At 38.9% G+C, this 25,875-nt stretch carries 32 protein-coding genes; 22 read left to right on the top strand and 10 right to left on the bottom strand.

What is annotated here, in order from left to right; all coding sequences use genetic code 11:
- The first annotated feature begins 44 nt into the window (after window positions 1-44).
- A complete protein-coding gene (locus ACU6U9_RS07770; RefSeq protein ID WP_446734467.1) occupies window positions 45-1,643 on the top strand; it encodes a sterol desaturase family protein in 1,599 nt (532 codons plus the stop codon).
- Window positions 1,644-1,696: 53 nt separating this feature from the next.
- Here the strand turns inward: ACU6U9_RS07770 and ACU6U9_RS07765 are convergent, their stop codons facing one another.
- Both ACU6U9_RS07765 and ACU6U9_RS07760 read right to left on the bottom strand, forming a co-directional pair.
- Entirely contained in the window at window positions 1,697-3,400 is a 1,704-nt protein-coding gene (locus ACU6U9_RS07765; protein ID WP_446734466.1) for a hypothetical protein, read from the bottom strand.
- Window positions 3,401-3,466: 66 nt separating this feature from the next.
- Complete coding sequence (locus ACU6U9_RS07760; RefSeq protein ID WP_446734465.1) at window positions 3,467-3,937, bottom strand: CesT family type III secretion system chaperone; 471 nt, start codon at window positions 3,935-3,937, stop codon at window positions 3,467-3,469.
- 215 nt (window positions 3,938-4,152) lie between these two features.
- Here ACU6U9_RS07760 and ACU6U9_RS07755 point away from each other — a divergent pair, with 215 nt between their 5' ends.
- From ACU6U9_RS07755 to ACU6U9_RS07710, 10 genes are all read left to right on the top strand, one after another.
- Complete coding sequence (locus tag ACU6U9_RS07755) at window positions 4,153-4,461, top strand: type III secretion system chaperone (RefSeq protein ID WP_446734464.1); 309 nt, start codon at window positions 4,153-4,155, stop codon at window positions 4,459-4,461.
- A gap of 174 nt (window positions 4,462-4,635) precedes the next feature.
- Window positions 4,636-6,447 carry a type III secretion system outer membrane ring subunit SctC gene (gene sctC / locus ACU6U9_RS07750; protein ID WP_446734463.1) on the top strand — a complete coding sequence of 604 codons (1,812 nt, stop codon included), beginning with the start codon at window positions 4,636-4,638 and terminating at the stop codon, window positions 6,445-6,447.
- Window positions 6,440-7,579, top strand: coding sequence for an FHA domain-containing protein (locus ACU6U9_RS07745; protein WP_446734462.1), 1,140 nt, complete (start codon window positions 6,440-6,442; stop codon window positions 7,577-7,579). Before sctC ends, ACU6U9_RS07745 begins: the two co-directional genes overlap by 8 nt.
- Window positions 7,580-7,798: a hypothetical protein gene (locus ACU6U9_RS07740; RefSeq protein WP_446734461.1), complete on the top strand. Its 219-nt coding sequence runs from the start codon at window positions 7,580-7,582 to the stop codon at window positions 7,796-7,798. It begins immediately after the preceding gene.
- Between the two features lie 13 nt (window positions 7,799-7,811).
- Window positions 7,812-8,030: a type III secretion system needle filament subunit SctF gene (gene sctF / locus ACU6U9_RS07735; RefSeq protein ID WP_446734460.1), complete on the top strand. Its 219-nt coding sequence runs from the start codon at window positions 7,812-7,814 to the stop codon at window positions 8,028-8,030.
- Between the two features lie 12 nt (window positions 8,031-8,042).
- Window positions 8,043-8,420, top strand: a complete 378-nt coding sequence (locus ACU6U9_RS07730; protein ID WP_446734459.1) for a hypothetical protein — start codon at window positions 8,043-8,045, stop codon at window positions 8,418-8,420.
- 15 nt (window positions 8,421-8,435) lie between these two features.
- Window positions 8,436-8,810, top strand: a complete 375-nt coding sequence (gene sctI, locus ACU6U9_RS07725; protein WP_446734458.1) for a type III secretion system inner rod subunit SctI — start codon at window positions 8,436-8,438, stop codon at window positions 8,808-8,810.
- Window positions 8,782-9,570 (top strand): type III secretion system inner membrane ring lipoprotein SctJ, encoded by a 789-nt coding sequence (sctJ, locus tag ACU6U9_RS07720; RefSeq protein WP_446734457.1) that lies wholly within the window; start codon window positions 8,782-8,784, stop codon window positions 9,568-9,570. The genes sctI and sctJ overlap by 29 nt, the downstream gene beginning before the upstream one ends.
- Window positions 9,567-10,241: a SctK family type III secretion system sorting platform protein gene (locus ACU6U9_RS07715; protein WP_446734456.1), complete on the top strand. Its 675-nt coding sequence runs from the start codon at window positions 9,567-9,569 to the stop codon at window positions 10,239-10,241. Before sctJ ends, ACU6U9_RS07715 begins: the two co-directional genes overlap by 4 nt.
- Window positions 10,220-10,822: a V-type ATP synthase subunit E family protein gene (locus tag ACU6U9_RS07710; RefSeq protein WP_446734455.1), complete on the top strand. Its 603-nt coding sequence runs from the start codon at window positions 10,220-10,222 to the stop codon at window positions 10,820-10,822. The genes ACU6U9_RS07715 and ACU6U9_RS07710 overlap by 22 nt, the downstream gene beginning before the upstream one ends.
- Window positions 10,823-10,858: 36 nt before the next feature.
- On the opposite strand, the gene sctU is transcribed toward ACU6U9_RS07710, so the two are convergent.
- The 8 genes from sctU to sctN are packed head-to-tail and all read right to left on the bottom strand — an operon-like array spanning window position 10,859 to window position 17,299.
- Window positions 10,859-11,902 carry a type III secretion system export apparatus subunit SctU gene (sctU, locus tag ACU6U9_RS07705; RefSeq protein ID WP_446734454.1) on the bottom strand — a complete coding sequence of 348 codons (1,044 nt, stop codon included), beginning with the start codon at window positions 11,900-11,902 and terminating at the stop codon, window positions 10,859-10,861.
- 7 nt (window positions 11,903-11,909) lie between these two features.
- Window positions 11,910-12,695, bottom strand: a complete 786-nt coding sequence (gene sctT, locus ACU6U9_RS07700) for a type III secretion system export apparatus subunit SctT (protein ID WP_446734453.1) — start codon at window positions 12,693-12,695, stop codon at window positions 11,910-11,912.
- Between the two features lies 1 nt (window position 12,696).
- Window positions 12,697-12,963 carry a type III secretion system export apparatus subunit SctS gene (gene sctS, locus ACU6U9_RS07695; RefSeq protein WP_446734452.1) on the bottom strand — a complete coding sequence of 89 codons (267 nt, stop codon included), beginning with the start codon at window positions 12,961-12,963 and terminating at the stop codon, window positions 12,697-12,699.
- A complete protein-coding gene (gene sctR, locus ACU6U9_RS07690) occupies window positions 12,960-13,610 on the bottom strand; it encodes a type III secretion system export apparatus subunit SctR (RefSeq protein WP_446734451.1) in 651 nt (216 codons plus the stop codon). Before sctR ends, sctS begins: the two co-directional genes overlap by 4 nt.
- Entirely contained in the window at window positions 13,607-14,659 is a 1,053-nt protein-coding gene (locus ACU6U9_RS07685; RefSeq protein ID WP_446734450.1) for a FliM/FliN family flagellar motor switch protein, read from the bottom strand. Before ACU6U9_RS07685 ends, sctR begins: the two co-directional genes overlap by 4 nt.
- Entirely contained in the window at window positions 14,656-15,480 is an 825-nt protein-coding gene (locus ACU6U9_RS07680; protein ID WP_446734449.1) for a hypothetical protein, read from the bottom strand. The genes ACU6U9_RS07685 and ACU6U9_RS07680 overlap by 4 nt, the downstream gene beginning before the upstream one ends.
- Window positions 15,477-15,956 carry a type III secretion system stalk subunit SctO gene (sctO, locus tag ACU6U9_RS07675; protein WP_446734448.1) on the bottom strand — a complete coding sequence of 160 codons (480 nt, stop codon included), beginning with the start codon at window positions 15,954-15,956 and terminating at the stop codon, window positions 15,477-15,479. Before sctO ends, ACU6U9_RS07680 begins: the two co-directional genes overlap by 4 nt.
- Window positions 15,956-17,299 (bottom strand): type III secretion system ATPase SctN, encoded by a 1,344-nt coding sequence (sctN, locus tag ACU6U9_RS07670; RefSeq protein WP_446734447.1) that lies wholly within the window; start codon window positions 17,297-17,299, stop codon window positions 15,956-15,958. The genes sctO and sctN overlap by 1 nt, the downstream gene beginning before the upstream one ends.
- A 102-nt stretch (window positions 17,300-17,401) precedes the next feature.
- On the opposite strand from sctN, the gene sctW reads away from it, so the two are divergent.
- The 11 genes from sctW to ACU6U9_RS07615 all read left to right on the top strand — a co-directional run bounded on the left by sctW (window position 17,402) and on the right by ACU6U9_RS07615 (window position 25,840).
- Window positions 17,402-18,559 (top strand): type III secretion system gatekeeper subunit SctW, encoded by a 1,158-nt coding sequence (sctW, locus tag ACU6U9_RS07665; RefSeq protein ID WP_446734446.1) that lies wholly within the window; start codon window positions 17,402-17,404, stop codon window positions 18,557-18,559.
- Window position 18,560: 1 nt separating this feature from the next.
- Window positions 18,561-18,956 (top strand): hypothetical protein, encoded by a 396-nt coding sequence (locus ACU6U9_RS07660; RefSeq protein ID WP_446734445.1) that lies wholly within the window; start codon window positions 18,561-18,563, stop codon window positions 18,954-18,956.
- Window positions 18,953-19,312: a type III secretion apparatus assembly protein SctX gene (gene sctX, locus ACU6U9_RS07655; RefSeq protein WP_446734444.1), complete on the top strand. Its 360-nt coding sequence runs from the start codon at window positions 18,953-18,955 to the stop codon at window positions 19,310-19,312. Before ACU6U9_RS07660 ends, sctX begins: the two co-directional genes overlap by 4 nt.
- A gap of 7 nt (window positions 19,313-19,319) precedes the next feature.
- Window positions 19,320-19,655, top strand: coding sequence for a hypothetical protein (locus ACU6U9_RS07650; RefSeq protein ID WP_446734443.1), 336 nt, complete (start codon window positions 19,320-19,322; stop codon window positions 19,653-19,655).
- Window positions 19,648-21,762, top strand: a complete 2,115-nt coding sequence (gene sctV, locus ACU6U9_RS07645) for a type III secretion system export apparatus subunit SctV (protein WP_446734442.1) — start codon at window positions 19,648-19,650, stop codon at window positions 21,760-21,762. Before ACU6U9_RS07650 ends, sctV begins: the two co-directional genes overlap by 8 nt.
- Before the next feature lie 112 nt (window positions 21,763-21,874).
- Window positions 21,875-22,150, top strand: a complete 276-nt coding sequence (locus ACU6U9_RS07640; RefSeq protein ID WP_446734441.1) for a hypothetical protein — start codon at window positions 21,875-21,877, stop codon at window positions 22,148-22,150.
- A gap of 12 nt (window positions 22,151-22,162) precedes the next feature.
- Complete coding sequence (locus tag ACU6U9_RS07635; RefSeq protein WP_446734440.1) at window positions 22,163-22,711, top strand: hypothetical protein; 549 nt, start codon at window positions 22,163-22,165, stop codon at window positions 22,709-22,711.
- Window positions 22,712-22,723: 12 nt separating this feature from the next.
- Entirely contained in the window at window positions 22,724-23,269 is a 546-nt protein-coding gene (locus tag ACU6U9_RS07630; protein WP_446734439.1) for a hypothetical protein, read from the top strand.
- A gap of 17 nt (window positions 23,270-23,286) precedes the next feature.
- A complete protein-coding gene (locus ACU6U9_RS07625) occupies window positions 23,287-23,802 on the top strand; it encodes a SycD/LcrH family type III secretion system chaperone (RefSeq protein ID WP_446734438.1) in 516 nt (171 codons plus the stop codon).
- Window positions 23,803-23,873: 71 nt separating this feature from the next.
- Complete coding sequence (sctE, locus tag ACU6U9_RS07620) at window positions 23,874-24,992, top strand: type III secretion system translocon subunit SctE (protein ID WP_446734437.1); 1,119 nt, start codon at window positions 23,874-23,876, stop codon at window positions 24,990-24,992.
- 2 nt (window positions 24,993-24,994) lie between these two features.
- Window positions 24,995-25,840, top strand: coding sequence for a hypothetical protein (locus ACU6U9_RS07615; protein ID WP_446734436.1), 846 nt, complete (start codon window positions 24,995-24,997; stop codon window positions 25,838-25,840).
- Window positions 25,841-25,875: the final 35 nt, after the last annotated feature.

The following is a 25,875-nucleotide window of genomic DNA, read 5'->3' as shown; positions in this document are numbered from 1 at the left end:
AAAATAACAATAATGATGTGTCTAAGACATACGTAGGGCCGAACATGAGTGAATACAATATTAATGGGTTAGCCATTCCGCTGTTTCTCATTATTATGTGCATAGAATACCTATTTCTAAGATTAAGTGGTCGTAACCTGCACCGTTATAACGACAGCGTCACCAGTCTGTCTATGGGCTTATGCTTATTAATCTCCGATGCCTTACTGAAAGCCTATACCTTTGCTGTTTTCATTTATATTTGGCAAAACCATCGCATGGTTGACTTTAGCAGCACCGATATCATCACTTGGGTTGTATTTTTCTTTGGTGTGGATTTTTGCTACTACTGGTTTCATCGACTCGCCCATGAAGTCAATTTTTTATGGGGGGCGCATGTGGGGCACCATCAAAGTGAAGAATACAATCTCACCACAGCCCTTAGACAGAGTGCGTTTCAGTATGCGTTTTCATGGGTGTTTTATTTGCCGCTGGCGCTATTTGGTTGCCCGCCTCAGGTATTCTTAATCCAATTTATCATTTTAAAGCTGTATCAATTTTGGTTGCATACACAAGCTGTACATAAAGTGCCCCTTGTAGAGGGCATATTATCCACACCCTCAAGTCATCGAGTACATCACGCAAAAAATCCAAAATACATTGACAGAAATTATGGCGGTACATTGGTTATTTGGGATCGCGTATTTCGCACTTGGCAACCAGAGCTGGTCGATGAGCCTTGTCACTATGGCACCACCCAACCGCTTAATACCCTCAACCCTATCAAAGCCAACCTGCAGCATTGGGCATTGCTGGCAAAAGACACCATACACACTGAATCGTGGAAAAATAAAATAACATTATGGATCAAACCAACAGGCTGGCGTCCCGATGATTGCCAAGACCGTAATACCAATACTCGTATGCTGCAAAAAAGTGGCAGCTTAAACCGTAAAAAATACAACCCGCAAACAACACCCCTCATTAAAATGTATGTGGGTTTATCCATGCTGGTTACATTTTTAGTCACGACACTGTTTGTATTTTTAGCACCGTCATTATCAGGGGCGCAGCTAATTATTGGCGTAGGTTTAATATTAACAGGGCTAGTGATTGCAAATGATTTACTGGAAAATAAGACGCGCTTTGCGCTAATTGAAATCGTTCGATTACCATTAATACTTTGGTTTACCTCAACGCTTTGGTTTAGCACGATGACAACTAATATTGTTGATCACATTACGATTAATCGCTCAACCATTGAGACATTAAACTATGCAAGCTCCGTTGCGCTATGGCCACAATGGCATCCTCAGTCCACCAAGGTTTATGCACCAACGAATGGCCCTCTCACAAAAGGGAAAAGCTTCGAAGAAGACATTAATACACCCATCGGCATGAACCACCTAGTATGGGAAATCATAGACAGTCAACCTGGGCAGTTATGGTATGCACACGCCATCAATCAAAATAATGGCGTAAAAATAGAACTTGAATATCGTGTCACTGACATTAACGGTCAAACTCATTTTCAGCGTACGCTAAACTACACGATGCCGAATGCATTACTCACTGCCTTTAATGCGCTGTATTTTGAAAAATTGACAGAGAAAAAATCAAAAGATGCACTTTTGCGATTAAAGAGCACCATTGAAAGCCTTTAGTTAAACCGAAAAAGGGTCATTAAAGCCCTTATCGTTAAAGTTTACATTCTCTATTATAACGCCTCTTCGAGGTCGCCCTTACGTGCTTTTAGGTAATCACCCTCAACATCCGCTGCCGTTCTTGGGTGAGCGGTTAATTCCCAAGGTTTCCCATCTTGAGATGGCGTTATTCCCATATTCATTTTCAAGATTGATCTTATTAATGTCGTTCTCATATACTCTTTACCTATACCTGCATTTTCATCCGAAACCAGTTGATCCTCAGTTACATGACCTGTCGAAGACAACGCATAAGTTAGAAATGCTTCTGGTAATCCGTGAGCACCCTGAACACCATATTTATTTAAAATACTTGCACTATTAGCCGCCCAGTCACTGGCCTGTCCAGCTGCATACACCTTTTTCTGCTCATTTGTAGCACCTAAAACTACATCTAAAAACTGTGTTGTGTGCCACGTTGTTAACGATGAACCAAATCCTGACTGCGGATATTTCGCATCGCTCATTTCTGCTACCCTGACTGCATCAAATGCTCCATCACCCATCTTATTACTTTCTTCTGGGAAAGCTGTTGTATGAGTCGCACCTGCGTTTCTAGCTGATGATGCAGGTCCCCATACTGCTATAGCTGTATCGAGTCTATTCTCTTTAGGGATGCGATCTTGATCCCACATTTTTGCACCCTTAAGTGGGTATCTCAGTTCTGTTTGCGAAAGGCTTTTAAAGTCACTATCAGCTAATATATCCTTATAACCGTCATTAATTAGCTTGATTACTTCTGAATCCAACACACCATTTTTGAGTAAGTGATCTTTAATTAATTCTTTTACATCGTCAGCAGCATTACCCGTCTGAATCTTATTTTCACTTAGTTCATTAAGCTTGCCAGCAATATTACCCAATCTATTATCAATACACTTTAATGCCGTTGATTCAGAATCTTGATTACCCTCAAGTAAAGCAATCATGTTATCTAATTGAACCAGCGCTTTTGTATTAGGCTTAAACTGAGCGGCTATTTGGGTTGATAAAGCAGATATGTCCCTCATAGTTTGTACAGTTAGCTTACCTGATTCAGATTCTAAATCCTGATTAACGCGAGCCATAACAAGATTAATCGCATCTGCTGGGGAGCTCGAATTACCTTTATAGCCAACCATTGAAGGTTCTTTATTAGTATAATGCGCATATTTATTCCCTCCCCAACTGCTTAATTGCTTCTTACCTTCAGGTGTACTATTTACCACAAAAATAAATTCTAACAGCTTCTGAAAAGTCACTAATTGATAAGTTTTTTGAGAATCAGACTCAAGCGTTTTGTGAATAGCTGTTTCTGCAATTTTAGCTATCGCATCATTATCGTTAGCAGGCTTTTTAGTGGTGCTCATTTGTGCTTTCACATCTGTAACAAGTGTACTAAATTTCTCAACTTCTTTTTGTGTAATAGGGCTTTCGATTAATTCCCCCCGTTCATGAAGTTCATGAGTACTGTCAATCGAAACACGGCGCGATGTTAATCCTTCGAGCAGGTCATCCCTGTGAGTTTTATCAAGTTTTTTATTTTCCTCACGATATTCGACAGGTTCTAAATGTTTCGGCCCACCCTCAATTCTAGCAGTAACCGTCACTGCATTTGCAGTCAGTGAAAATCGCCTTTCACCCGGATCAAGCGGGTTAAGATTATCAACAGAAGCTCTTTTAGTATCAATAGTTTGAATGGTATGTGTAAGGCTTGCATTCGTAACAGCATTAACCATGTTAATACACCTTTATGATTTTATATGTAAAAATTTTAGGTCAGATATTAAAATCGGCTGTCTGAATTACACTTGCAAAATATGGCTAGTGAAACCAATGTCTTCTCTAATTAATTGCGGCTGAGAGTCTTGTTCATACGAGATTAAATCTATTTTTATTTTTTTTGCGACCCCTAAAAGGTTTTGTAAAACATTGTTAAACTGAATAAACGTAATATTTTCCACTTGGCTTATATATGACAAAACTAAAGAATAGGATGGTAAGTCAACGCCAATAGATGCACCGCCAGTATAACCTTGATCAAGATTCATTTTTAAACAATTTTCATAAATCTGAATATGATTATCGAGTGGCATAGGGAGAATATCTAAAAAAACACGAAATACTTCTGTAGCAGGCTCAGCGACTAATGTCATTACTGTCTCGTCTTCGCTCATCATCCGACAGTAACCATCATCACTTAACTGAATTTTCGCACCTAGTGACCCGCTCATTTCAGCTAGCCAATGACCCATTTGTTCGTGTGCACATCGCATTATTATCCCCTTTACGATATTAGATAAAACAGCTTCTATAAGGCGCTCATTGATTACCAACCTCTATCCATCAAAACAACTAGAAATTGATAATAATATTTACCGTTAGTTAAATTTTTAAGCTTATATCTGTAGTAGCAAAATCAAATGAATAGTTTCGAAACTATTCTCGAGCAACTGCCACACATCAGTATAAATTTAACAAATAACTGAATATGACGTCTCAATCACATCTAAAAAATCGGGCAGAAGCACTTATTGACGCTCTAGCATCTGAATTTGGCATTCGGCATACCGCTGCTAATGGAGAAATCAATATGACGATTGACCATATTCATCTGGAAATCAAAAGCAGAGCAAATCTAATGGTGCTTTATACAAGTATTCATCAAGTACCTGCCGAAGACATCTTAGATATCTATAAAAAATTACTGTCGTTAAGTTGGAACAAAAATACATACTTTCAGGAAGGTATATCTATTGATAAGGCATCTGATATCCTCTATTTATCAAAAAAAGAATAGAGACACAATCACTGTCTAATCATGATTTTCTGCTGTCAGTTGAAGATTTTTTAAACACGTGTGAATATTTTTCAAAAGAGTGCTCTAAGTTCGTGCCATCCCAAGAAAAAAGCCACTATAGATCAGACAATCCGTATTCAAAACCCCACCACTCGATGAATAAAGAAGCCTGATATGTATTTAAAGCTGATGCAGCCAGTGTATTTATTCACTTTTTTATTATTTTCTTCCAGTGTGATGGCAAATAAAATGCCATGGTCAGGCAAAGACAATTTCTCACTCATTAGTAACAATGAATCGTTGGCAGAAGTACTTAAAAATTTCGCGAATACCTACGATGCACCTGTTTTTGTAAGCACCAAAATCAGCGGTAATGTAAACGGAAAATTTCCGAGTATCACGGCAAAGCTATTTTTAGAAAAAATGTCGGATGTCTATGGCATTAATTGGTATTACGATGGCAGTATTTTGTATTTTTATCGTAATGATGAAATCGAAAATCAGTTATTACAACTCGATCATATAAAACCATCAACACTGCGTTACAACTTGCACGCATTGGGGATTTGGGACCATCAATACAACTGGAAAGAGCTACCTGACAGTGGATTAATTTACTTATCTGGTCCTCCTAGAATGGTTGAAATCATTACTGAAACCGCGGCAATGATGGATGCAAGGGCAAAGGATCAAATGGAATCCACCTATACCGTTAAAATATTTCCATTAAAATACGCCTCTGCTTATGACCGCGCTCTCACCTTTCGCCAAGAATCCATGGAAGTCCCCGGTGTTGTCACCATGCTAAAGCGTCTCGTCAGTGGTCAAAATACCGTACGCCGACCATTACCTGATGAATCATCTGGTGTAGAAAAATTAAAAGGGAAAGGCATCAACAAAAAAACAAAAAAAGATGATGAGACTGCCATCGGTAATCCTGGGGAAAAAGCCACGATTGAAGCCGACATTCGCAGTAATGCCGTCGTGGTTTATGATTTAGCGTCCCGCATGGAAATTTATGAAACGTTAATTGAAAAACTAGACCGACCCGTGGATCAAATTGAGATTAGCGTCAGCATCATTAATATCCGCACCAACAAAATAGAAGATTTAGGCGTGAGCTGGCGAGCCGGTTCTAAAAGCAATGGTATAACAGGCTTTGGTGATATGCCCGATGGTGCTGAGCCAGACGGGGCAGGCATTGGGTTAGCATTAGGCAATGGCGTTTCTTTCTCAACAGTATTAAATAGTGCGAGCAATCATGTATTTGCGCGTTTAAACATGTTAACCGAAGAAGGTGAAGCTCAAATACTATCAAGACCTTCTGTTGTGTCGACCGACAACATGGAGGCTATTTTAGATAATAGCTCTACCTTTTATGTAAGAGTGGCCGGCAAAGATGAAGTTGACCTATTCCCGATATCAGTGGGCTCTGTATTAAAAGTGACTCCCCATGTGATTAAAGATAATAACCAAACCAGTATTCATCTTGAAATCAATATTGAAGACGGACAACAAACTCAAGACAGAGTCGACAATATTCCTACGATACAAAACAGTACTATTTCTACTCGCGCCATTGTTCAAGAAAATCAAAGCTTACTTATTGGCGGCTATCACTTCGATACAATGGTCAGCAGTGAAAGTCGTGTGCCGATACTCTCTAGTATTCCTATATTTGGTAATTTATTTAAGCGTACACACGAAGAACATACGCGTATGGCACGGTTGTTTTTAATTACGCCACGTCTTATTAGCAGCCAAACGCCAATAGAACATGACTCAGTGGCAGACAGCTCAATTTCAACTGATGACATTAAAAGCCAAAAGAAAATGGGTATGACATTACTTAATGACAAAGTTAGACCCGCCAGTTGCCATGAACTTCAACATTTAAAGCACTCTAGTGAGCCTAATATTATTATACCGCCTTACTGTATTGAAAAAGAGCCATTAGATCATCATGGAGAATCACATCATGAATAAATGGATAATTAAATTTTTAACGGGAGCCCATCAAGGCGCCGAAATCCCATTAAAAGACGGCGACTACAAAATTGGATGCGCCGACACAGACGATCTCACTCTTACAGATGCAGCATTAGTCGCACATCACTTTACTTTACACTTAAATGAAACTTCTGCCGAAATATCGTTACCCAAAGAAAGTAATCCTATATTTATTGGCGATAACGCAACAAAGCCACGTAATCATGAACAAGACAATAACGAACGATACCTTGTTATCTTTCCACAAATTATATCTGTGGGGACATTAAAAATGGTAATCGGTCTCAAGACTGAAAATTGGCAGAACGTCAGCTTACCCGGCATAAATTTTAAACAAGAAACAGATACTACAGATAATCACTCAATCAGTAATACATCAATCAACAAAGACGATAAAAATCGAAATAAGACAATAAAAAATTCAATTTATACAGGTTTATTTATCACACTGGCCTTAGCCAGTATTATGATTTTTAAAGAAGATCAAAACGACAAAAAAGAAGACATAATCTATCTCACACAAGCCCCGAAATGGGAGCAAGTAAAAGGGACATTTAAATCCGATTACTTAATTTTTAATGAAAATGAACATGGGGCTGAAATAAAAGGTCGTTTAAGAAATCAATCTGACTTAACTCAATTAAAAACAATAATGGAACTGGCAAATATACAAGCAAAAATAGATATCATTATTGATGAAAATCTAAAGCAATTGTTATATCAAAAATTATCATCCCTTAAAGAAGACAGTATTAACGTCGTATTAGGGGAAAACCCAGGTGAACTAATTGTACAAGGCACTACAAATAAATCAGAACAATTGAAAAATATAATTAACACAGAAAAAGAAAGTAACACAAATATTTTAAACATAATTAACAATACAGAACTCGAAAATCAAGTATCAATTCCTCGTAATATTCGAATGGGATTAAACGTGCGCAGTGTCAACATAGGCAGGACTCCATATTTTATTACCGATGATGGACAAAAATTTGTTAACGGCAGCACCTTATTAAGTGGCCTGATTATCGACGACATCAATACACAATATATTCAATTAAAAAAAGGTGAAGAGATATACCTTCATCAATTGGGAGCGAACTAAATGATATCGCTAAACAACGGCTCCAAAAGTAGTGACCAAAACCCGATAGATGATTCCGATTATTTAACGCAAGATTTTTATAAGTATTTAAATGCATTAAAAGAAGATGCACTTAAAAAAACCAAGACAGGCCTAACACCAAAAGATTACGATCAATATTCTAAACTATTAACGTGTTATTCGGCTGCACAAGCAGCTATAAAACAACTAACGAGCTAATCAGGAGATTATCATGGCTTTGGATTTCAATGGAATAAGCACTGCACTTAATAAGGCAGTTACAACCGCTCAAAACGAACTCGACACACTTAAAGATGCCAATCTTCACGATCCTACCGAGATGTTGAAATTTCAACAAAAAGTAAATGAATGGACCATTGCTACTAATTTACAAAGCACAACCATTAAAGCACTAAAAGATGCCTTGCAGGGCGTTGTTCAAAAAATGTAATAGGCAAAGAATATGAGCATAAAACAATCATTTCCTAAACAAGCATTAACTGAACTGGCTTTTACCTGTGCGACAAATGGGCTCACTGAAGCGTGTTACAGCATCAGTGAGGGTATCGCAGCGATCTATGAAAGTAGCCCGCTGCCGTTTCTGTTAAAAGCCGTATCACAATTAAACTCAAACAAACCGTTGGTTGCGTTAAAGTTACTTGAAGACAATGCATTGCCATTGGATCCTGAAAACCCAACTATTAAAGTATTGATTGGTTATGCTCACATTTGCTCCGGGCATTATGAAAAAGGCTATTCATTACTAAAGCCATTGTCTAATGAATCCGCAAACAATGATCAACCCTCTCGAGCTCTGGCTTTAGAATTCTTAGCCGCGTAGAAAGTAGGAAAAAATATGATCGAAGCCACAAGTGCATCCGCAGCGACTGCTTTACCCAATAACAGCTCAGCGTTGGATTTCACCGAAACATACAGCAGTGAAAGTGAGCAGAAATTTAGAAATGCTGTTGAGAAAAGTGAGCACTGTGATCCATCTAATAATGCTAACTGCATGGACAATCGAATATTAGAAGGTATGCAACAGTTAAAATCTGGTTATGACGATAAAGTCAGCGCGATAAATGATGCCGTAAATATTGGTCAGCTGACGGTTCAAGATGTGATGAAACTGCAATTAGAAATCGCCAAGCTGCAAATGCAAGAAGAGTTAATGGCAAAAACAGCCAGTAAAACGACTCAAAATGTTGATACGTTACTTAAAAGCCAATAGCAATATTAGAGATAAGATTATGATTGCTCGACTGTTTATATATTTTGCTTTTTTTGTCTTTCTTACGGGCTGTAAAACTGAGCTCTATGGAGGGTTAAGCGAAAAAGAAGGCAACCATATGTTTGCTATATTATATAAAGCCGGTATTTCTGTGGATAAAAAGACAGACAAAGACCGTTTTATTACTCTTTTGGTCGAAAAGGAGCAAAGTGCATCAGCGATCGACACTCTTAATAACCATGGCTATCCAAAAGATCACTTTACCAATTTAGGCGATGTTTTTTCAAAAGAAGGCTTGATTTCATCACCAACTGAAGAAAAGGCCCGACTAATATATGCACTTTCTCAAGAGATTTCTTCAACCTTATCCCAAATAGATGGCGTGTTAACTGCTCGAGTGCATGTAGTCATGCCAGACAAATCAGAATACGGGAAAGAACCAAAACCCACGAGCGCATCTGTTTTTATAAAGCACACGGCCGAAACAAATCTTGATTCACTCACGGGAAAAATTAAATTATTAGTTGCAAACAGTATTGTCGGGCTAACCGAAAAGCAAGTTAGCGTTGCGCTGTTTCCTTCATCATCAAGCCAAACCAATATTATTCAAGACGATTCTATATCTATGGTAGTGGTTATAATGTGCACCATACTTATTATGGCATTACTTGGATTAGCTGGTTGGTACGCTTACAGACAGTATTTACTAAAGCGTAATGATACTACAAAAACGAATCCTGAAGCGGGTCAAGCGGCATGAGATGGCTAAGCGATATCAAAAATCCTGATCTCGCTATAGCCTATAGTAAGCTATGTAGTTTTAGTGTTGCCGATATTGATTATTCATGGCTGGACACGCTTACAATCGGACATTATTTAAAACAGTACCCAATAAATACTATCAAAAATCCATTCATCAATCGTATTATTTTTAATGAGCTCAACATATCCTGCACTGAAATATCGAAGATTGATCAGCCAATTGATCCATTATTTTTAATGGAAAGAAGTAGCCTTTTAAAACTACTGAGCTTATTGGGTTCGATTCAATTTCAACAGTGTATCTCTCATACCATTTTGTCGAAAGACTTAGCCAACCTTAAAAATAATATTGGGCTTGATCAATATGAATTTGCAATTAATTTTGGGCGACTTTATACACTACCCAAATTAGCCAAAAAAGATATATTAGAAAAAATATTCGAAATTGATCAGCTAAGAGCATTACAGTGCGCGGGTGCACAAACTCTTTTTAGTGCGATTAAAAAACCTGACAACACTGCTTTTAATATCATAAAGTATAAATTACCTACATACATCGCTGAATATCTATCAACGGATCATACTTGCGAACCTCAATACAACGTGCGAAATAAAGCCGTTAAAATCGCGAAGGACAATGCTATCGCATGCTATCACTTACTCGCATAACCCTAACCCAAGCCGATATAACAGCCTATGATAAAGTCATACCAGCTAACTTGGTTATCGCTTCACGAACAGCTAATAACATCATTGAAGATGCAATAAAGGCTGCTAATAAAATTACGCATGACGCTCAGAAAAATTATCAATTAAAGTCTGATCAAGGTTACAACGAAGGCCAAAAACAATGGGAAATACAAAAAGCCGTGGACATTACGAAGCTTAATATAGAAATCAAGCAACATATTATGACTTTACATGAAAAGCTAACCAATAATGTGCTACAAATTACTCAAAAATTAGTGGGTTCATTAAATGAAACTGATCTGTTAAGGGGTTTAGTTAACCAAGCCATTGATCAATTATCAACTGAATGTGTACTGAATTTAAGAGTATCACCTGAAAATTCTGAAACAGCAAAACAAGTCACTCAAAATATATTAGCTGATCATCCTACACTAGAAGGATTCAATATTATTGTTGATCCTAGATTATCAGAGTCGGACTGCTTACTTGAGCACCCTGATGGCACACATGACATTAGTGCACGTACACAGCTCAATAGCCTAACGGATATATTAAAATAAATAGAAAAATGAAGAGCAAAATTAAGAGCAATAACACTATTGCTTTTTTTGCATTCTTTCTATCCAGCCAAACACTTCTGCAACGGCATCAATCAAATGATCCGGCACAAACTGATCAACTTCGACCTGGGCTAACAGTGCTCGTGCCAAAGGCACATTTTCGATAATAGGAATGCCCTCTTCCTGTGCGATTCTTTTTATCTTAAACGCAACGGTATCCACACCTTTAATGGTCATTCTCGGCAAGTGCGTCTCACCTTTTTTATAATACAAGCCAATGGCTACATGGGTAGGGTTTGTAACCAACACACTGCTGCCCGATACCTTTTGACGGGTGTCTGAATTTAAAAGTTCTTTGTGAACGCTCTTTCTCTGAGATTTTATTTCTGGATTACCTTCTGTTTCTTTATATTCACGCTTAATCTCATCTTTCGACATCTTAAGTTCTTTAATGTGTTGTGCTTTTTGAAAAATATAATCTACAACAGCAACGATAATAAAGGCCACGACGCTGTTTAGTAATAGTAATAACACCATCTGACCAAGTAATGGAAGTAAGCATTGCTTACCACAGTTTGGTAACTTCACAAGATCCTTAATATTACTTTCAATAACCAAATACACTAATATTGATAAAAATATTATTTTTATCATGGATTTAATGAATTCGAAAAAATTCTTCATAGAAAAAATTTTCTTAAAACCGGATACAAAACTTATTTTTTCCATTTTTGGTTTAATAGGCTCCGATACAAAAAGCGCACCTATTTGAAAAAAATTAGACATAATGCCAATAACAAATAATAGAAAAAGCAGCGGCACGGATAATATAATTGCTTTAGACAATAAACCATCAAATACAAATTTAAGCGCATCAATAAATGGGAGATGATAATACTGAGAGGGTAACGTAACCATATCGCTCATCATCTGAATATACATATCGCCTGTTATCCAGAAGTAAAACACTAATGCGCTCAGCATCGATGCTGATACCACTTCTTTACTATTAACGACTTGCCCTTTCTTCCTTGCATCATTTAATTTTTTCGGTGTAGGACTTTCTGTTTTTTGATCCATAAAATACCTAAAAAACTCCATCCAACGAGTGAAATATATTGGGTAAATTCCTTAAATGTTCACCAAATAGTCCTATTAAAACAGTCAAGTAAATCATAAGCACGGCAATGGCCACTGCACTTTTAATTGGCATTGCTAAAAAGAATACATTGAGCTGTGGGGAAAATCGGCTAATTAACCCCAGTCCAAATTCACTTAAAAACATAGCGATGATGGCCGGTGCAGCAAAAATAACCGTAAGGTTAATTAATATATCCATTTGCTTAATAAAAAATAATGGCGCATCTGAATTCAACCAATCTGGCACATATGACGTCACTGGCCAAGTCACATAACTGGCATACAGTGCAGACAAAAACAACATAAACATACCCGACACGAAAAAAACAGTTGTCACTGCCTGTACTAAAAGTATGCCAATGGGTGATGCTTGACTACCGGATAAAGGGTTAAGTGAACTGGCCATGGTTGAACCCCGCTGGTTATCAATAAAAAATCCCGCTGCCTCAATTGCCCAAAATGGAATCGTTGCAAGATAGCCAATCACCACGCCAATAAAGACTTCTTTTAGAATAATTAGCATGACGCTTGTAACATCCAGCTTGATACCTTCTAGCTGATGATCAATGACAGGAAAAACCATTAAAGCAAGACTGGCCACAACGCCATTACGAATCAAAGCGCCACCCATAACACTCTTACCCATGAAAGGGAGCACTGCAAAGGTTGCCAACATACGCGGTAGCAACAAGGTATAAGTAAAGAATGTTGCTTTTAAAAGTTCGAATTCCATATCAGCCTAATGCCGGTATAGCTTGCAGTATCTTGAGTGCAAATTGGTAAATCTCCATACCTAACCATCTTGCGGTAAAAAATATGGTGATCGTAATGGCCACTAATTTAATCGCAAACGCCAATGTTTGCTCTTGTATTTGTGTAAGTGCCTGAAACAAACTAACCAATGTCCCCACCAGTGACGCAACAATAATAGGCGGCATAGATAAAAGCAGAACAAGCATTAGCGCCTGATATGTATATTGAATAACATCGGACTCTATCATTGGTAGGTCAACACTAAGCCATGTATTAATCGAGCCCAACCATCAAGCAATACAAATAATAGTAGTTTAAATGGCAACGATATGGTCATGGGCGAAACCATCATCATACCAAGCGCCAAGAGAATATTTGAAATAATTAAATCAATAACAATAAAGGGCAAATATAATAAGAATCCAATTTCAAATGCAGATGTTAGCTCACTCACAGTAAAAGCTGGAATTAAAACCATAAAACTGTCGTCTGTCAGTTTGGCGGCATATTCTTCTGGCCATAGTGCAGCCGCATTTTTTAAAAAGAAATCCGTCTCTTTAGGGCTAGTATGCTTTTTTAGAAATTGTTTAAATGGAATACTGCCGTCATCAATTGCTTCGACAAATTCATCGCTGTTTTCCCAAGAAAATTCTTTATCTGACAAACTGTCATGAATCGCATACCCAACAGGGGCCATAATATATATCGAAAGAATAATGGCCAAACCATAAATGGCCATGTTTGGTGGGATTTGCTGTATACCCAGCGCGTTTCTTAATAAACCAAAGACCACCGCTAGCTTAACAAATGATGTTGTCATCACCGCTAAAAAAGGCACCAATGCCATAGCAGACAGCGCCAATATAAGAAAAAACGGATCCGGTAAATTATTCACACCGATGCCACTTTTACTTCTTCAACTGTCCCACTATGATTAAGGGCTGATTGCCCTTTAGCCAAAGCTACAACTTGAACACCTAATCGGTTATCGACTTCTACTAACCGGCCTTCTCCAATTCTTGTACCATTAACTTCTATCGAAACTAAACTACTGATGTCTTGATTTAATTCAAAGACATAACCTGGATTGACAGCTTCTAGTTCCGAAATTGGAATCTGCTTATGGCCACAAATAAAATCAACATTCAGTTCGATTTCAGAGGTTTCAATCAAGCTTTTATCTGATTCTTTTTTCATAGATCTTCCGTCTAGTTTTTTAATAATTGAAAATATTTTAAGATCAACACTGTGGGCTTCAAGCCATTGATCAGCACATATTAATTGACAAACACCACCCTTAAAGTTCTCTTTTTCAACAAAAATAATGTCATGAATATTTATATTTTTAATAAGTTGTAATGATAATCGAGAAGACCCTATCGATAACTTTGTTTGTACTGAATAATAAAATCGACCTTTTAATGGGATTATTTCACGAGCCGCATTAAGTCGATCTACAAATTCACTTAAAATAGAATCTTGTGCCTCTAAGGCAAAATCATATGACTGATCACTTATCTGTAAATTAAGATAAGTAGCATGTCTATAATTACTCGATGATAAATTTTTATGAATATTTACACCTTCTACTACTATCTCTTTTTTAAACCCTTGTTCGAACAAGTGCATGACTGGTTCTAAAAAGTGTTGAACTCTAATATTTAGTAGCTCGACTGGCCAAGTTTGAGCCGATTTAAAATCGCCCATAAAATCGATGAATAAATTCTGTGGTAAATACAGCGAAAAAGTTCCCTCGCCAGTATTAAAGGTCACTACAATAATCCAGCTTGAACCATCAAAGCCCAACCCTGCATTTAATGTCATGGTGTTGTGATTCAATTCGAACATAACCGGAGTTTGCGCCAATACATTTATTAATCGAATACTGGCTGGCTCAAAATAGGGATACTTTAAACTAGGTAACACATCAAAATGATTCATCATGATTCATCTTCATCAGGTAAAACGTAATGGCCTTTACTCTCTCTATCAGACTGATCAGTAAGATCCATATCAATTCTTACCATCATGTTAGGTAACTTTGACTCCAAGCTATATTGAATATCTTGCCGTGCATTGATGACTTGATTAAAGACATCTGCATTGGTTGTTTTGACCAACATTGATAGCTCACCACCTTGACGAGAGACTTGAATCTCTAATCCAGCGGTACCTTCACCGGACAGTCGAATAGTCACCGTCTTTTTATCTAAAATACCAGACAATTTTGGTAAAATTTCTGCCTCCATGGATTGAACAAGGTTAATCTTACTTACTAAACCTGACTGATTAGATTCATTGATACGAACATTACTTTTAGTAAAATCAGTGTGATTATTCACTAACTGCACGCGACTGCCATCCATGACATTGACCTCATCTAAAGCATCTTCTTTCATGGATAAATTTGATATTAGTGCTCTTATTGAATCGTTTAAAGACAAACCATTCGTTTTTTCTGGGTGATTAATAGCCCTATTTTTTTCTATTCGAAAAGGGTTTTCTAAAGATTGGAATAAAGGGACATGGCGACCAATACTCATAGTATTAAATAGATTTTTATCAAACGCTTGATCAATTACATTGTCTTGAGAAACTGCTTTTTCAAATTTCGCTTGCTGCAACTCAAATACTAATAATTCTAAAGGTTTTAATAATTGCTTATTACCCAATGGCATTGACAATTTGTCTATACCTTGCTGGCCTGTATTTTTATTAGATTGATTTGTATCGAAATATACATTCAATGAAGATAGCTTACTCATATAGCTGCATACTCCAATGTCTTAATGGGCTTAAATTCTTCTAACTCTAAATCCTCTAAATACTGTATTTTTATACTTTCTGTATGTCTTTCTAATTCTGTTATATATTCAAACTTATCGATTGCTTTTTGGGCCTGTATTAATGTTCGTACACCTATTTGCCATTGATCATAAGCAGAGTCTTGTGCTTTTTTTTGTTTTCGAACGTTCATCTTAAGATCTGTTTCACTGCCCCGTAGACCGCTTACTTTTTCATTCATTAAATCAATATCAACGAGTGTGACTAATTCTCCTAACACCTGTGAAACAAGCATGTCTTCTTTTTTTAAGCGATAGTCATGAAACTCTTTAACATCCACTTTAGACTGCTCATAATCCTTCATTGCCTGCTGATAACGCGCATTTAGTTTTGCTTCTTTTAACCTAGCATTTAAGTGTTTAATTTTTTTTATTTTTGTTATCTTTTTAAACATCATTAACCTAATACCCTTTGCATACTGTCTAAGGCATCATCAAAAGCCACTTTTTCTGTTATTGATTGTTTTAAAAATGCTTTAATCGATGCATTTTTTTCAAGTGCTAGATCCGCCATCGCATCACTGCCTGGCTGGTACTCCCCAATTTTTACCAATATATCAATTTCTTCGTACTTAGCTAATAATTCTCTTAGCTTTCCGGCTTGTAACTTATGCTCTTGTGACACAAGATTATCCATTACCCGACTAACACTGGCTAAAACATCAATGGCCGGATAATGGTTTTCGATTGCCAGTTTTCGGGATAACACAATGTGTCCATCCAAGATGGACCGTGTTTCATCCGCAACCGGCTCCGTCATGTCATCACCTTCAACCAATACGGTATAAAATGCCGTAATCGAACCTTTATCATTTTGACCCACGCGTTCCATTAACTTAGGTAAGTTTGCAAAAACAGACGGTGGAAATCCTCTTCGCGTGGGCGGTTCGCCTGCAGCCAAACCGATTTCACGCTGGGCTCTGGCAAAGCGCGTTACGGAGTCCATTAATAGCAACACTCGCTTGCCTTGATCTCGAAAATATTCTGCAATGGTTGTCGCCACCTGGGCGGCTTTAACGCGTTCCATTGCTGGCCTATCTGACGTGGCCACCACGACGACTGATCGCTTTAACCCTTCTTCGCCTAAGTCATGTTCAATAAACTCTCTTACTTCTCGACCACGCTCACCAATTAAAGCAATCACTGTGACATCGGAATCTGAGCCCTTTACCAACATAGACATGAGCGTACTTTTGCCACCGCCAGCCGCTGCAAAAATGCCAAGGCGCTGCCCCTCTCCACAGGTCAGCAAACTATCAATCGCTTTTACCCCCATGGCGAGTGGACGCTCGATGAGTCGACGAGTCATGGGGTCAGGGGCGCTATTTAATACTTTACGTTTTTCACACGTGCTAATTGATTGACCATTTAAAGGCTCACCCAAACCATTTAATACATTGCCAAGCAATTCAGGTCCCACACCGACTTCATGCTCTGCACCTGTGGGAATGACTTCTGTATTGATGGATACGCCGTACATTTCACCAATGGGTGTCAGTAATGCAATGGACTTGGAAAGCCCTACCACTTCCGCTAATAGACGATTTTTTTGACCTGGGGTTTGCAAATAGCAAAGCTCACCTACTTCAACACCTGGCACAACGGCTTTAATAATGGTGCCAACAACTTCTGTGACTCGCCCATATACCCTGACAAGATTGGATTCTCGAATGACAGGTTTTATCCGATCGGAAAACCCCATCAACACATCCAATTCATCTTGATAATTTAGCTCGGTCATATTCATAACTTATTGCAACTTTTGAAAACTTAGTGATACCAAACACTAGAAAGTTGCGGTGGCAATTCAATAAATTATAAAAAGAACGTTAAGGAGCCTAGCTTGTCTAGCATCATTCAAGGACACATCAATAGTGCAGCCTTACAACCCAATACGTTTGTTACGCAAGCCTCAAATGTAAAAGGTCAATATAAGGGCCAAAGCGTCACATTAGCCCCGACTAATCACCTTCAAGCCATTTTAAATGCCGCTGAAGAAGCCACAATGCAGGCCAGTGAAAAAGCAGAAAAGAAACTGAGCAATAGAAAAGCACAAGAAAGAACGAGAGACATTCCTATTTCAGTTAAAAAAATACAAGAGTACTTGCAAAAATTACCGGATTTAGAACGTAAAAACTCAGTACAGGAATTTGTAAGTAAACTACTGCAAAACCCAAATTTGGCTTATGAAAAACTCAAGCGATATAACGCAAAGAATACAAAAGGGGATCTGTTGTTTTCTGACGATCCGTCACTGCAATTTGCAGCATTAAGTATCTTAAAAGATGCCATCACGGGTCAAGAAGGATTAGATGACTTAAAACAAGAGCTCGACAACGCGCTTGCCAATGAGCTTGATTTGAACGGCCCAGCAATCATTTCGGGCATTAATATTTCACAAGCCGCCGAGCAACATTCAAATTCAGTCAGCACACAGTTTTTAAGAAATACCTATCGTGACTCAGTACTTGATTATCAAGGCCTGACCAATACCTATCGCAATATCATCAAAAATCACGGGGAAGATAACTTCGATGAAATTCGTGCATTTCTGTTAAGCGCTCTCAGTGCTGATATGAATGCGCAAGGCTCTTCTATTCCCATCGTAAAACTCACCGTCATTAACGATGATATGTTTTATCTTAAAGTACTCGGCGGCATACATGATCAATGCAGTATGTTGATTTTAAAAATGAAGACCTATTTTCATCAACAATCAATTGAGAGTGGGCAAATGCTTATGGCATATATACTGGATATTAAAGAAGAGACATGGTTACAGCCTGATCAGTTTTTTAATGTCACGCAATCAATGGGCTTATCCAGCAATCTATCTCACCGCCTGTATTTTTTAACCGAAATACACAAACTATTGCGCCTTATTCCTCTAAAGGCTTATGCCGATTCAAATGATCGAGATACGCTTCTGCAAACCTCGCAAGAGGCATTGAATGAAATAATTGAGCTGCTTGAATCTTCAAACGAAGAAATGGATCATTAACATGCCAGAAAACATTGCCGTACTAAACGTGACAGAATTCATTAACCGCACATTTGGCATAACGAATATTGAAATACAACATGATCAGCCTTTAGCGCTCACATTTGGCAATGATTACACGATCATGTTTGACTTCCACCACGACACAACCCAGCTGTCGATACTCAAACAAGTAAGCGATTATGATACACAGTCATCGATCCTAAAATTATTAGAGTTATGTCACTTTGATCATCATCATTCTTTTACACTTCAACCGGGTTACTTAACGGATAATATTTTAAGTGTTTGTGCTCATATTCCATCAGAAAAAATGACACTCCCTGATATTCACAAATACTTCGACACACTGTTTATGACACTCGATACCGCTGTCACTCAGGGTCTCACATCATGATCAAACCAGCCGGCACAAACCAAGGCTTTGAGTACACCCTTGCAGATGCTTGGAACTCTAGTCTCCCCAATATCGAGAAAAAATCATTGCCCACAATGGGGCACCCAACAGAATGCCACATGGCATCACTGTTTAAGCCCAAAACCTTCGAAAGTAGGCTCGAATCCCTATCAAAGCCCATTATTAGTGATACACATTTGCTTAACCCATCGCAGTTCAAACGAGTAGGAGAAGACACACTGAGTATATTAAGCAACATCAATATACCCATCGATGATGTCATCAACGTGTTGCAAAGCCATCAAGACAATAACGCGATTTTAAGTACTTACCGCAGCCTATTAATTCAAATATGAGTCTCTCATGAATCACATTACACCAGCCGTATTAAAAGATGAAAATTTGCAATGGCTCTCGGTATTAGCCTTTATGTATTTCCAACAAAATCAGTACAGTAAAGCTTTGCCTTTATTAGAATTTTTACATAAACACGATGTGTTTAAACTCAGTGTCGATATTCAACTGATTCAATGCCTGAATGCATTAAAGTATTTTGAAAAAGCTCAATTGATCATTCATAAGTGTTTAAACCACCCTCTGTCTGATGAACATCAATCCGTATTGACAACATTACGCAAACTAAACCAGTTGACATCACGTCAGCATGCCTTAAAACAGAGTACCCTTTGTCATGAATAATCGAATATTAAGAGTACTTACGGTAATAGGTAAGCGAAATGACATTTTTTTAGCCTTATTATTAATTTCCATTATTTTTATGATGGTGCTACCACTTTCAACGATCATCATCGATGTGCTGATTGCCCTTAATATCGGCATATCAGTCACGTTACTGATGCTCGCAATATATATTAAAACACCACTCGAATTGTCTGCCTTCCCCTCATTATTACTGTTGACGACACTCTTTCGGTTAGCCCTTTCTATCACCACTACACGCTTAATTCTGTTACAAGCGGATGCCGGTGACATTATTTATACATTTGGCAACTTTGTAGTTGGCGGTAATTTGATTGTTGGCTTGGTTATTTTTCTTATCATTACCATCGTTCAGTTCTTGGTCATAACAAAGGGCTCGGAGCGTGTCGCAGAAGTGAGCGCTCGATTCTCACTAGATGCCATGCCAGGCAAGCAAATGAGCATTGACGGGGACATGCGTGCAGGTGTGATTGAAGTCGAAGAAGCTCGCACTCGCCGTGCCCTAATCGAACAAGAAAGCCAGCTTTATGGTTCGATGGATGGCGCAATGAAGTTCGTCAAAGGAGACGCCATTGCAGGCATTATTATTATTGTCGTCAATATACTAGGGGGCATTTCAATTGGCGTATTCCAAAATGATTTATCCACAGGGGAAGCGTTAGAGATTTATTCCATATTAACCATTGGTGACGGCTTAATCGCACAGATACCGGCGTTGCTTGTTGCGATGACAGCTGGTTTTATTGTCACCCGCGTGCCTACAGGTGATGACAGTGATTTAGGGAATGATATTGGTTTCCAAGTTGTAAGACACCCTAAAGCGTTAATGATTGGCGGCGCCTTACTTTTTTCCTTTTCACTGATTCCAGGGTTTCCCACCTTTACATTTATTACGTTAGCATTATTGATTGGCGGCGGTGGTTTTATTTTACAAAAACGCCAATCATCAACCGATGAAGAGGTCATTGATACTAATGCGATCCCTGCCATGGCTCCTGCCGGTTCAAAGAAAACAACGCCTCCCTCAATCACACGAAAAAAACTAGGACAACAAGAAGAGTTCACATACACATTGCCGTTGTTGATTGATGTCAGTGCCGACTTAGAGCACGACTTGCCCGCAGCTGAGTTAAACGAGCACTTATTGCAAGTAAGACGTGCCCTTTATTTGGATTTAGGCGTCCCATTTCCGGGTATGCATTTGCGCTTCAATGAAAACCTATCAAAAGGTGAGTATCGCATTTTAGTCCATGAAATCCCCATTGTGCATGGATACATTTACCCAACCAAACTCATGATTACAGAAAAAGCAGAGCAACTAGAAATCGTTAACATTCCTTATGAAATATTAAAAAATCAATTACCTGGTATCGACCCCCTTTGGGTCGATGTTGAGCACAAAACCAGCCTGACGTCAGCGTCTATTGAATTCATGGAACCCTCAAGAGTGCTTATTTTTCATTTTTCGTTTGTATTAAAACGCTACGCCGAAGAATTTATTGGCATTCAAGAGACCCGTCATTTACTTGAGCAAATGGAAGGTTCCTTCCCTGAACTGGTAAAAGAAGTACAACGCCTTTTACCCTTGCAGAAAATTACCGAAATATTCCAACGCTTGGTCAGTGAGGATATTTCTATTCGTAACTTAAGATCCATACTTGAATCCCTTGTCGAATGGGGCCAAAAAGAAAAAGATACGGTACTACTTACCGAATATGTGAGGGGAACACTTAAACGACACATTAGCTATAAATACAGCAACGGCCTTAATATTTTGCCCGCATATTTATTAGATCAAAGTATTGAAGAGACCATCCGTGAAGGTATTCGACAAACCTCTTCCGGTGCCTACTTAGCACTTGACCCATCTTTAACATCGCAATTTACAAGCAAAGTAAGAGAAGAGGTGGGTGATATACGCCATATACAACACAAGCCAGTATTAGTGGTGTCTATGGATATCCGGCGTTACGTACGAAAACTGCTCGAGCTAGACCTATACGACATGCCCATACTCTCCTACCAGGAGTTAACACCAGAAATCAATATACAGCCAATCAATCGCATCTCGTTACCAACCTCATAACCACAGGCCTTCGGGCCTGATATTTTTAAAAAATTAATTTCGAAACTTAATCCTACGCCTTGTTACCCACCATATAGACAAAGGCAAGTTTCGCCTATCTGTAGGAGCCATCATGCAAGAGACACTGCAAAAGATCAAAGACCTTAAAGCCAAAATAGACAATCTAACAACGGCCTCAAAGAAGCATAACGAGGTGATCGAGGCCATGACATTACAGGCCAACGAATTCCCCGAAGACGTAAAGGCATTTATAGATAACCTTCCTTCGACAATTACTGACAGCATTCATCAGGCGCTTGACCAAGAATTTAACATCTCATTAAGCACCATTAACCCCAAGCCTATTCTATCAAAAGTTAAACGCCCCATACGTGGCATCCGAATTTAACAGGTACCCATCATGAGTAATTTTTCAGGCACGGTTGCTCAAGCAAACCAACCAATCGTTGATGCCGATAATTTATTAAGCAATAAGATTAATGTAAACACCAATGGCATGAGCATCGACATAGCCGCTTTTGAAGTATCAAGACGGTATGTGGAGTCCTATAAAGGCGCCATCGAAAAATACATAACCGCCGTCACGAATAAACACTCCCTTATTGAACAAGGTGGGTTTTATTTAAGCCAAATGCAAGAACACAAAATAAGGGCTGAAAGCAACAGCCAAGGGTATACCAATATGCCTAACGGCATGAAAAACTTCTTAGATCGTCACGGAATTAATTATGACAAAAAGGGAAATGACACAAAACAAAACGATAAAGAATGGCAAGTTAACATTGAATACTTAAACAACTGGATTAAAGGTCGATCAAATGAAGTTGAAACCGATGTCATTAAATTAAACGACATAATTAATAAACAAAATCAATTACTCCAATCCACCACCACAATATTGAAAAAAACCCATGATGTACTAGAAGGTTTAATTAAATCACTTGTTTAACAAAGGAATACTATGGCTAATTTTAACGGCACTGTCGCTGCAGCTAACCGACCGATTGTAGAAGCAGATGCGCTCTTATCAAGAAGATTAACAGGCATTAACACCGGCCACCTCTCAATTGATAAAGCCGCCTTCACAATTGCGACGCTTTATGTTACCTCGTATAAAACTGCAATCGAAAAATATATTTTAGCCGTTAATAATAAACATTCTCTTATTGAGCAAGGCGGCAAGCACTTAGCAAATATGCAGGAATTAAAAACCCGTGTCGAAGGTGGCGGATTACGCGCCGTCTCTGGCGAAATGAAAACGTTTTTAAACCGACATAACATCCCCACTGATCGAAATGGGAATGACAATGACCATAATGCAAAAGAATGGCAAATCAACATTGAATATCTTAATAACTGGATTAAAGGTCGCTCTAACGAAGTTGAAACAGATGTCATCAAGCTGAACGACATCATCAACAAACAAAATCAATTACTCCAATCCACCACCACCATCTTGAAAAAGGCCCATGAGGTACTAGAAGGCCTCATTCGCACACTTGTCTAAATAAAGAGGAAAACATCATGGCTCAAACAGCAGCAACCATCGACAACCTTCCTGAAAATTTTGCCGAAGAAGAACTGGGCAGAATATTAAGCGGCATCAGTCAAGACGGCCGCACGATTCAGGAAATGAAAGGCATCAATACCGAACAAATGGAGGCGCTGTATGGCATCGCTTACAACTATTATTCAGCCGAAAAATTAGAAGATGCCATTCGCACGTTTAGCATGCTGGCTATGCTTAACCCATACGAAAGCAAATATTGGAAAGGTCTTGGTGCCTCACTTCAAGTAAACAAAGCTTATGAAAAAGCGGCCGAAGCCTACGGCATGGCCGCCACAACGGCTGGCATACATGACCCTACACCGCACTTTCATGCGGGTGAATGTTACACCCACTTAAAACTCGTTAAAGACGCTTGCATTGCGTTTGAAATGGCTTGTGACCTATCCCAAGGTAAACCGGAATTTGCATGGGTCGCCAATAAATCTAAGGCTATTTTAAATACATTTAATGAGTTTCAGGCTGCCGTATAGATATATAAACCTATCTGATTCACTCATAAAACGCTCACATCTGACAACCGAACGCTTATAAGGATAAAAACATGACAACCATTAATCCCAGTTATTCCGGTGTTAACTTAAACACCCAGTTTGAAAAACTCGACTTTAAAAATCTAAAAGATTTAATCGGAAAAATCTCCGATATTTTAGCCATAGATACCACAGGTCAAAGTCAATCTGGCAAACCTCAAATTGAAGCACCCAAAGAAGTTCGCAACTACGAAATTGAACTCAGTGCCATCATGAGTAAGATTGCTGAAACCTTAAAAACCAGCGCACTTGATCAAATGGACAAAAACCAAGAGCTACAAAAAGTAAAATTTGAAAAGAAAATGGAAGAAATGCTCGAATGGCTAGAAGAAAGCCGCCAAGCTGAAAAATGGGGAGCCTTTGGTCGCGCTATGAGTTACATCGGCGGTGCACTCGCCATTATTGGTGGCGCGTTATTAATTGCAACAGGTGTGGGCGCAGGGCTAGGTGCCGCACTGATTGTCGGTGGTGTGATTGGTATTACAGATCAAGTTTTAAAAGACACAGGCACATTGCAAGGCGGTATTGCTGGGGGTATTAGCACCTTACTTGAGAAGGCCGGCATGAGCGAGGATGCCGCCAAATGGTTAGGCATGGCTCTTTATTTCGTTATCTTAATTGGTGCATCCGCAGGTGCAGGTGCAGCAGCCGGTACAACCGTCGGCGCTTCAGTTATTGCAAATGCTGGTACAAAAGCCGCAAGTGTTGCTTCTAGTGCAGGCTCACTGGCATTTAGAGCCACCTCTGTCGTGTCAGCAACCGCTGCCAAAGTTGGCTCTTCCGCAAGCAATACTTTAGTCAATACCATGCAAAGTTTAATCAAAACAATGGCCGCCAGTGGCAATATGACTCGCACGGCTATTACGGGAACAACCACAGTGGCAGGCTTAGCAGGCTCTGGCGGTAATCTTGGAGCAGGCATTACAGAATCAGCTTCATTGACTCATCTAGCATCTGCGCAAGAAATTGCCGCCATGATTCACGAAATTGGTTTGTCACTTCAAATGCGAAAAGAAGATTTAGAAGAAGCCATGGAATATTTTTTAAATGCCATTGCGCGTATTACCAATATGATTTCAGGCAAGCAAGAAGTGGCACAAGCCATGGTCTTTATTCGCACAGGAGCATAATTATGTCATTTGAAATTTCAGCATCAATTAAACAAACATTTGTTAGCGAACAAAACTATGACATTAAAATTAACCTTGCAAAATTTGAAGAACAATTTGATTTTATCAAGGACAAATTAAACTTTAATGGTAAACCGAATATAGAGCAGCCAGAGCCCCCTACTTGGCCTGGTGCAAATGGCATGATGAGTGGTATTGGTGAAATCATGTTGCTACTTGCAAAAGTGGGCATTGCACTACGAGATCAGCAAAGAGAACAAACAAAAATTCATCATGACTCTGCCGTACACGCACTCAAAGAAAGCGCGTCGCTCACTCGTGATCAAGCTACGGCCGCTTTTGTCACCGCCATCGTATCATTTGCGTTTTCAGTAGGGTTAAGTGCCATGGGGATCCGTGCTCAAAAAACCTCGAATACTCAAATGGCACAAGCCAATAATCTCAACAAGCAAGCAAGTGCACTGCAACCTAAGGCAGATGCTATTAAATTACAACACGGGCCTCACACTCAAGCAGACACAAAAGTGCTATCTCAGGTCAATACCATGAAAGAAAGTGCTTCAGCACTTCAAGCTAAAGGTGGAATGTCCAGTGCTTATGCAACGACTTATAGTCAAAGCATTATGGCCAGTGGGCAGGTGATCAGTGGGGTTGGCCAAGGAGTCAACTTAACCATGGAAGCCGAGAAAAAAGAAACCGAAGCCGTGAGCCAAACTCACCAAAAAGCGTCAGATCTAGCCTCACAAGATTACCAAGAAATGGAGAAATTCCGCAGTAATCTCGTCAGTTCGTTAAAAGAAATCGTTAACCTCATGAATGAAATAGTGAAAACAACCACACAGGTTTAAAATTTTAGTCATGATGATAAAAGAGCGTTACTCAT

It is taken from the genome of Pseudomonas sp. HK3, assembly GCF_052920985.1.
This window is presented reverse-complemented; position numbering and strand designations above follow the sequence as displayed.

Coding starts and splice junctions, on each gene's coding strand:
- ACU6U9_RS07770 (WP_446734467.1), top strand. CDS start 45: ATGAGTGAATACAATATTAATGGGTTAGCCATTCCGCTGTTTCTCATT.
- ACU6U9_RS07765 (WP_446734466.1), bottom strand. CDS start 3,400: ATGGTTAATGCTGTTACGAATGCAAGCCTTACACATACCATTCAAACT.
- ACU6U9_RS07760 (WP_446734465.1), bottom strand. CDS start 3,937: ATGCGATGTGCACACGAACAAATGGGTCATTGGCTAGCTGAAATGAGC.
- ACU6U9_RS07755 (WP_446734464.1), top strand. CDS start 4,153: ATGACGTCTCAATCACATCTAAAAAATCGGGCAGAAGCACTTATTGAC.
- sctC (WP_446734463.1), top strand. CDS start 4,636: ATGTATTTAAAGCTGATGCAGCCAGTGTATTTATTCACTTTTTTATTA.
- ACU6U9_RS07745 (WP_446734462.1), top strand. CDS start 6,440: ATGAATAAATGGATAATTAAATTTTTAACGGGAGCCCATCAAGGCGCC.
- ACU6U9_RS07740 (WP_446734461.1), top strand. CDS start 7,580: ATGATATCGCTAAACAACGGCTCCAAAAGTAGTGACCAAAACCCGATA.
- sctF (WP_446734460.1), top strand. CDS start 7,812: ATGGCTTTGGATTTCAATGGAATAAGCACTGCACTTAATAAGGCAGTT.
- ACU6U9_RS07730 (WP_446734459.1), top strand. CDS start 8,043: ATGAGCATAAAACAATCATTTCCTAAACAAGCATTAACTGAACTGGCT.
- sctI (WP_446734458.1), top strand. CDS start 8,436: ATGATCGAAGCCACAAGTGCATCCGCAGCGACTGCTTTACCCAATAAC.
- sctJ (WP_446734457.1), top strand. CDS start 8,782: ATGTTGATACGTTACTTAAAAGCCAATAGCAATATTAGAGATAAGATT.
- ACU6U9_RS07715 (WP_446734456.1), top strand. CDS start 9,567: ATGAGATGGCTAAGCGATATCAAAAATCCTGATCTCGCTATAGCCTAT.
- ACU6U9_RS07710 (WP_446734455.1), top strand. CDS start 10,220: ATGCTATCACTTACTCGCATAACCCTAACCCAAGCCGATATAACAGCC.
- sctU (WP_446734454.1), bottom strand. CDS start 11,902: ATGGATCAAAAAACAGAAAGTCCTACACCGAAAAAATTAAATGATGCA.
- sctT (WP_446734453.1), bottom strand. CDS start 12,695: ATGGAATTCGAACTTTTAAAAGCAACATTCTTTACTTATACCTTGTTG.
- sctS (WP_446734452.1), bottom strand. CDS start 12,963: ATGATAGAGTCCGATGTTATTCAATATACATATCAGGCGCTAATGCTT.
- ACU6U9_RS07685 (WP_446734450.1), bottom strand. CDS start 14,659: ATGATGAATCATTTTGATGTGTTACCTAGTTTAAAGTATCCCTATTTT.
- ACU6U9_RS07680 (WP_446734449.1), bottom strand. CDS start 15,480: ATGAGTAAGCTATCTTCATTGAATGTATATTTCGATACAAATCAATCT.
- sctO (WP_446734448.1), bottom strand. CDS start 15,956: ATGATGTTTAAAAAGATAACAAAAATAAAAAAAATTAAACACTTAAAT.
- sctN (WP_446734447.1), bottom strand. CDS start 17,299: ATGACCGAGCTAAATTATCAAGATGAATTGGATGTGTTGATGGGGTTT.
- ACU6U9_RS07660 (WP_446734445.1), top strand. CDS start 18,561: ATGCCAGAAAACATTGCCGTACTAAACGTGACAGAATTCATTAACCGC.
- sctX (WP_446734444.1), top strand. CDS start 18,953: ATGATCAAACCAGCCGGCACAAACCAAGGCTTTGAGTACACCCTTGCA.
- ACU6U9_RS07650 (WP_446734443.1), top strand. CDS start 19,320: ATGAATCACATTACACCAGCCGTATTAAAAGATGAAAATTTGCAATGG.
- sctV (WP_446734442.1), top strand. CDS start 19,648: ATGAATAATCGAATATTAAGAGTACTTACGGTAATAGGTAAGCGAAAT.
- ACU6U9_RS07640 (WP_446734441.1), top strand. CDS start 21,875: ATGCAAGAGACACTGCAAAAGATCAAAGACCTTAAAGCCAAAATAGAC.
- ACU6U9_RS07635 (WP_446734440.1), top strand. CDS start 22,163: ATGAGTAATTTTTCAGGCACGGTTGCTCAAGCAAACCAACCAATCGTT.
- ACU6U9_RS07630 (WP_446734439.1), top strand. CDS start 22,724: ATGGCTAATTTTAACGGCACTGTCGCTGCAGCTAACCGACCGATTGTA.
- ACU6U9_RS07625 (WP_446734438.1), top strand. CDS start 23,287: ATGGCTCAAACAGCAGCAACCATCGACAACCTTCCTGAAAATTTTGCC.
- sctE (WP_446734437.1), top strand. CDS start 23,874: ATGACAACCATTAATCCCAGTTATTCCGGTGTTAACTTAAACACCCAG.
- ACU6U9_RS07615 (WP_446734436.1), top strand. CDS start 24,995: ATGTCATTTGAAATTTCAGCATCAATTAAACAAACATTTGTTAGCGAA.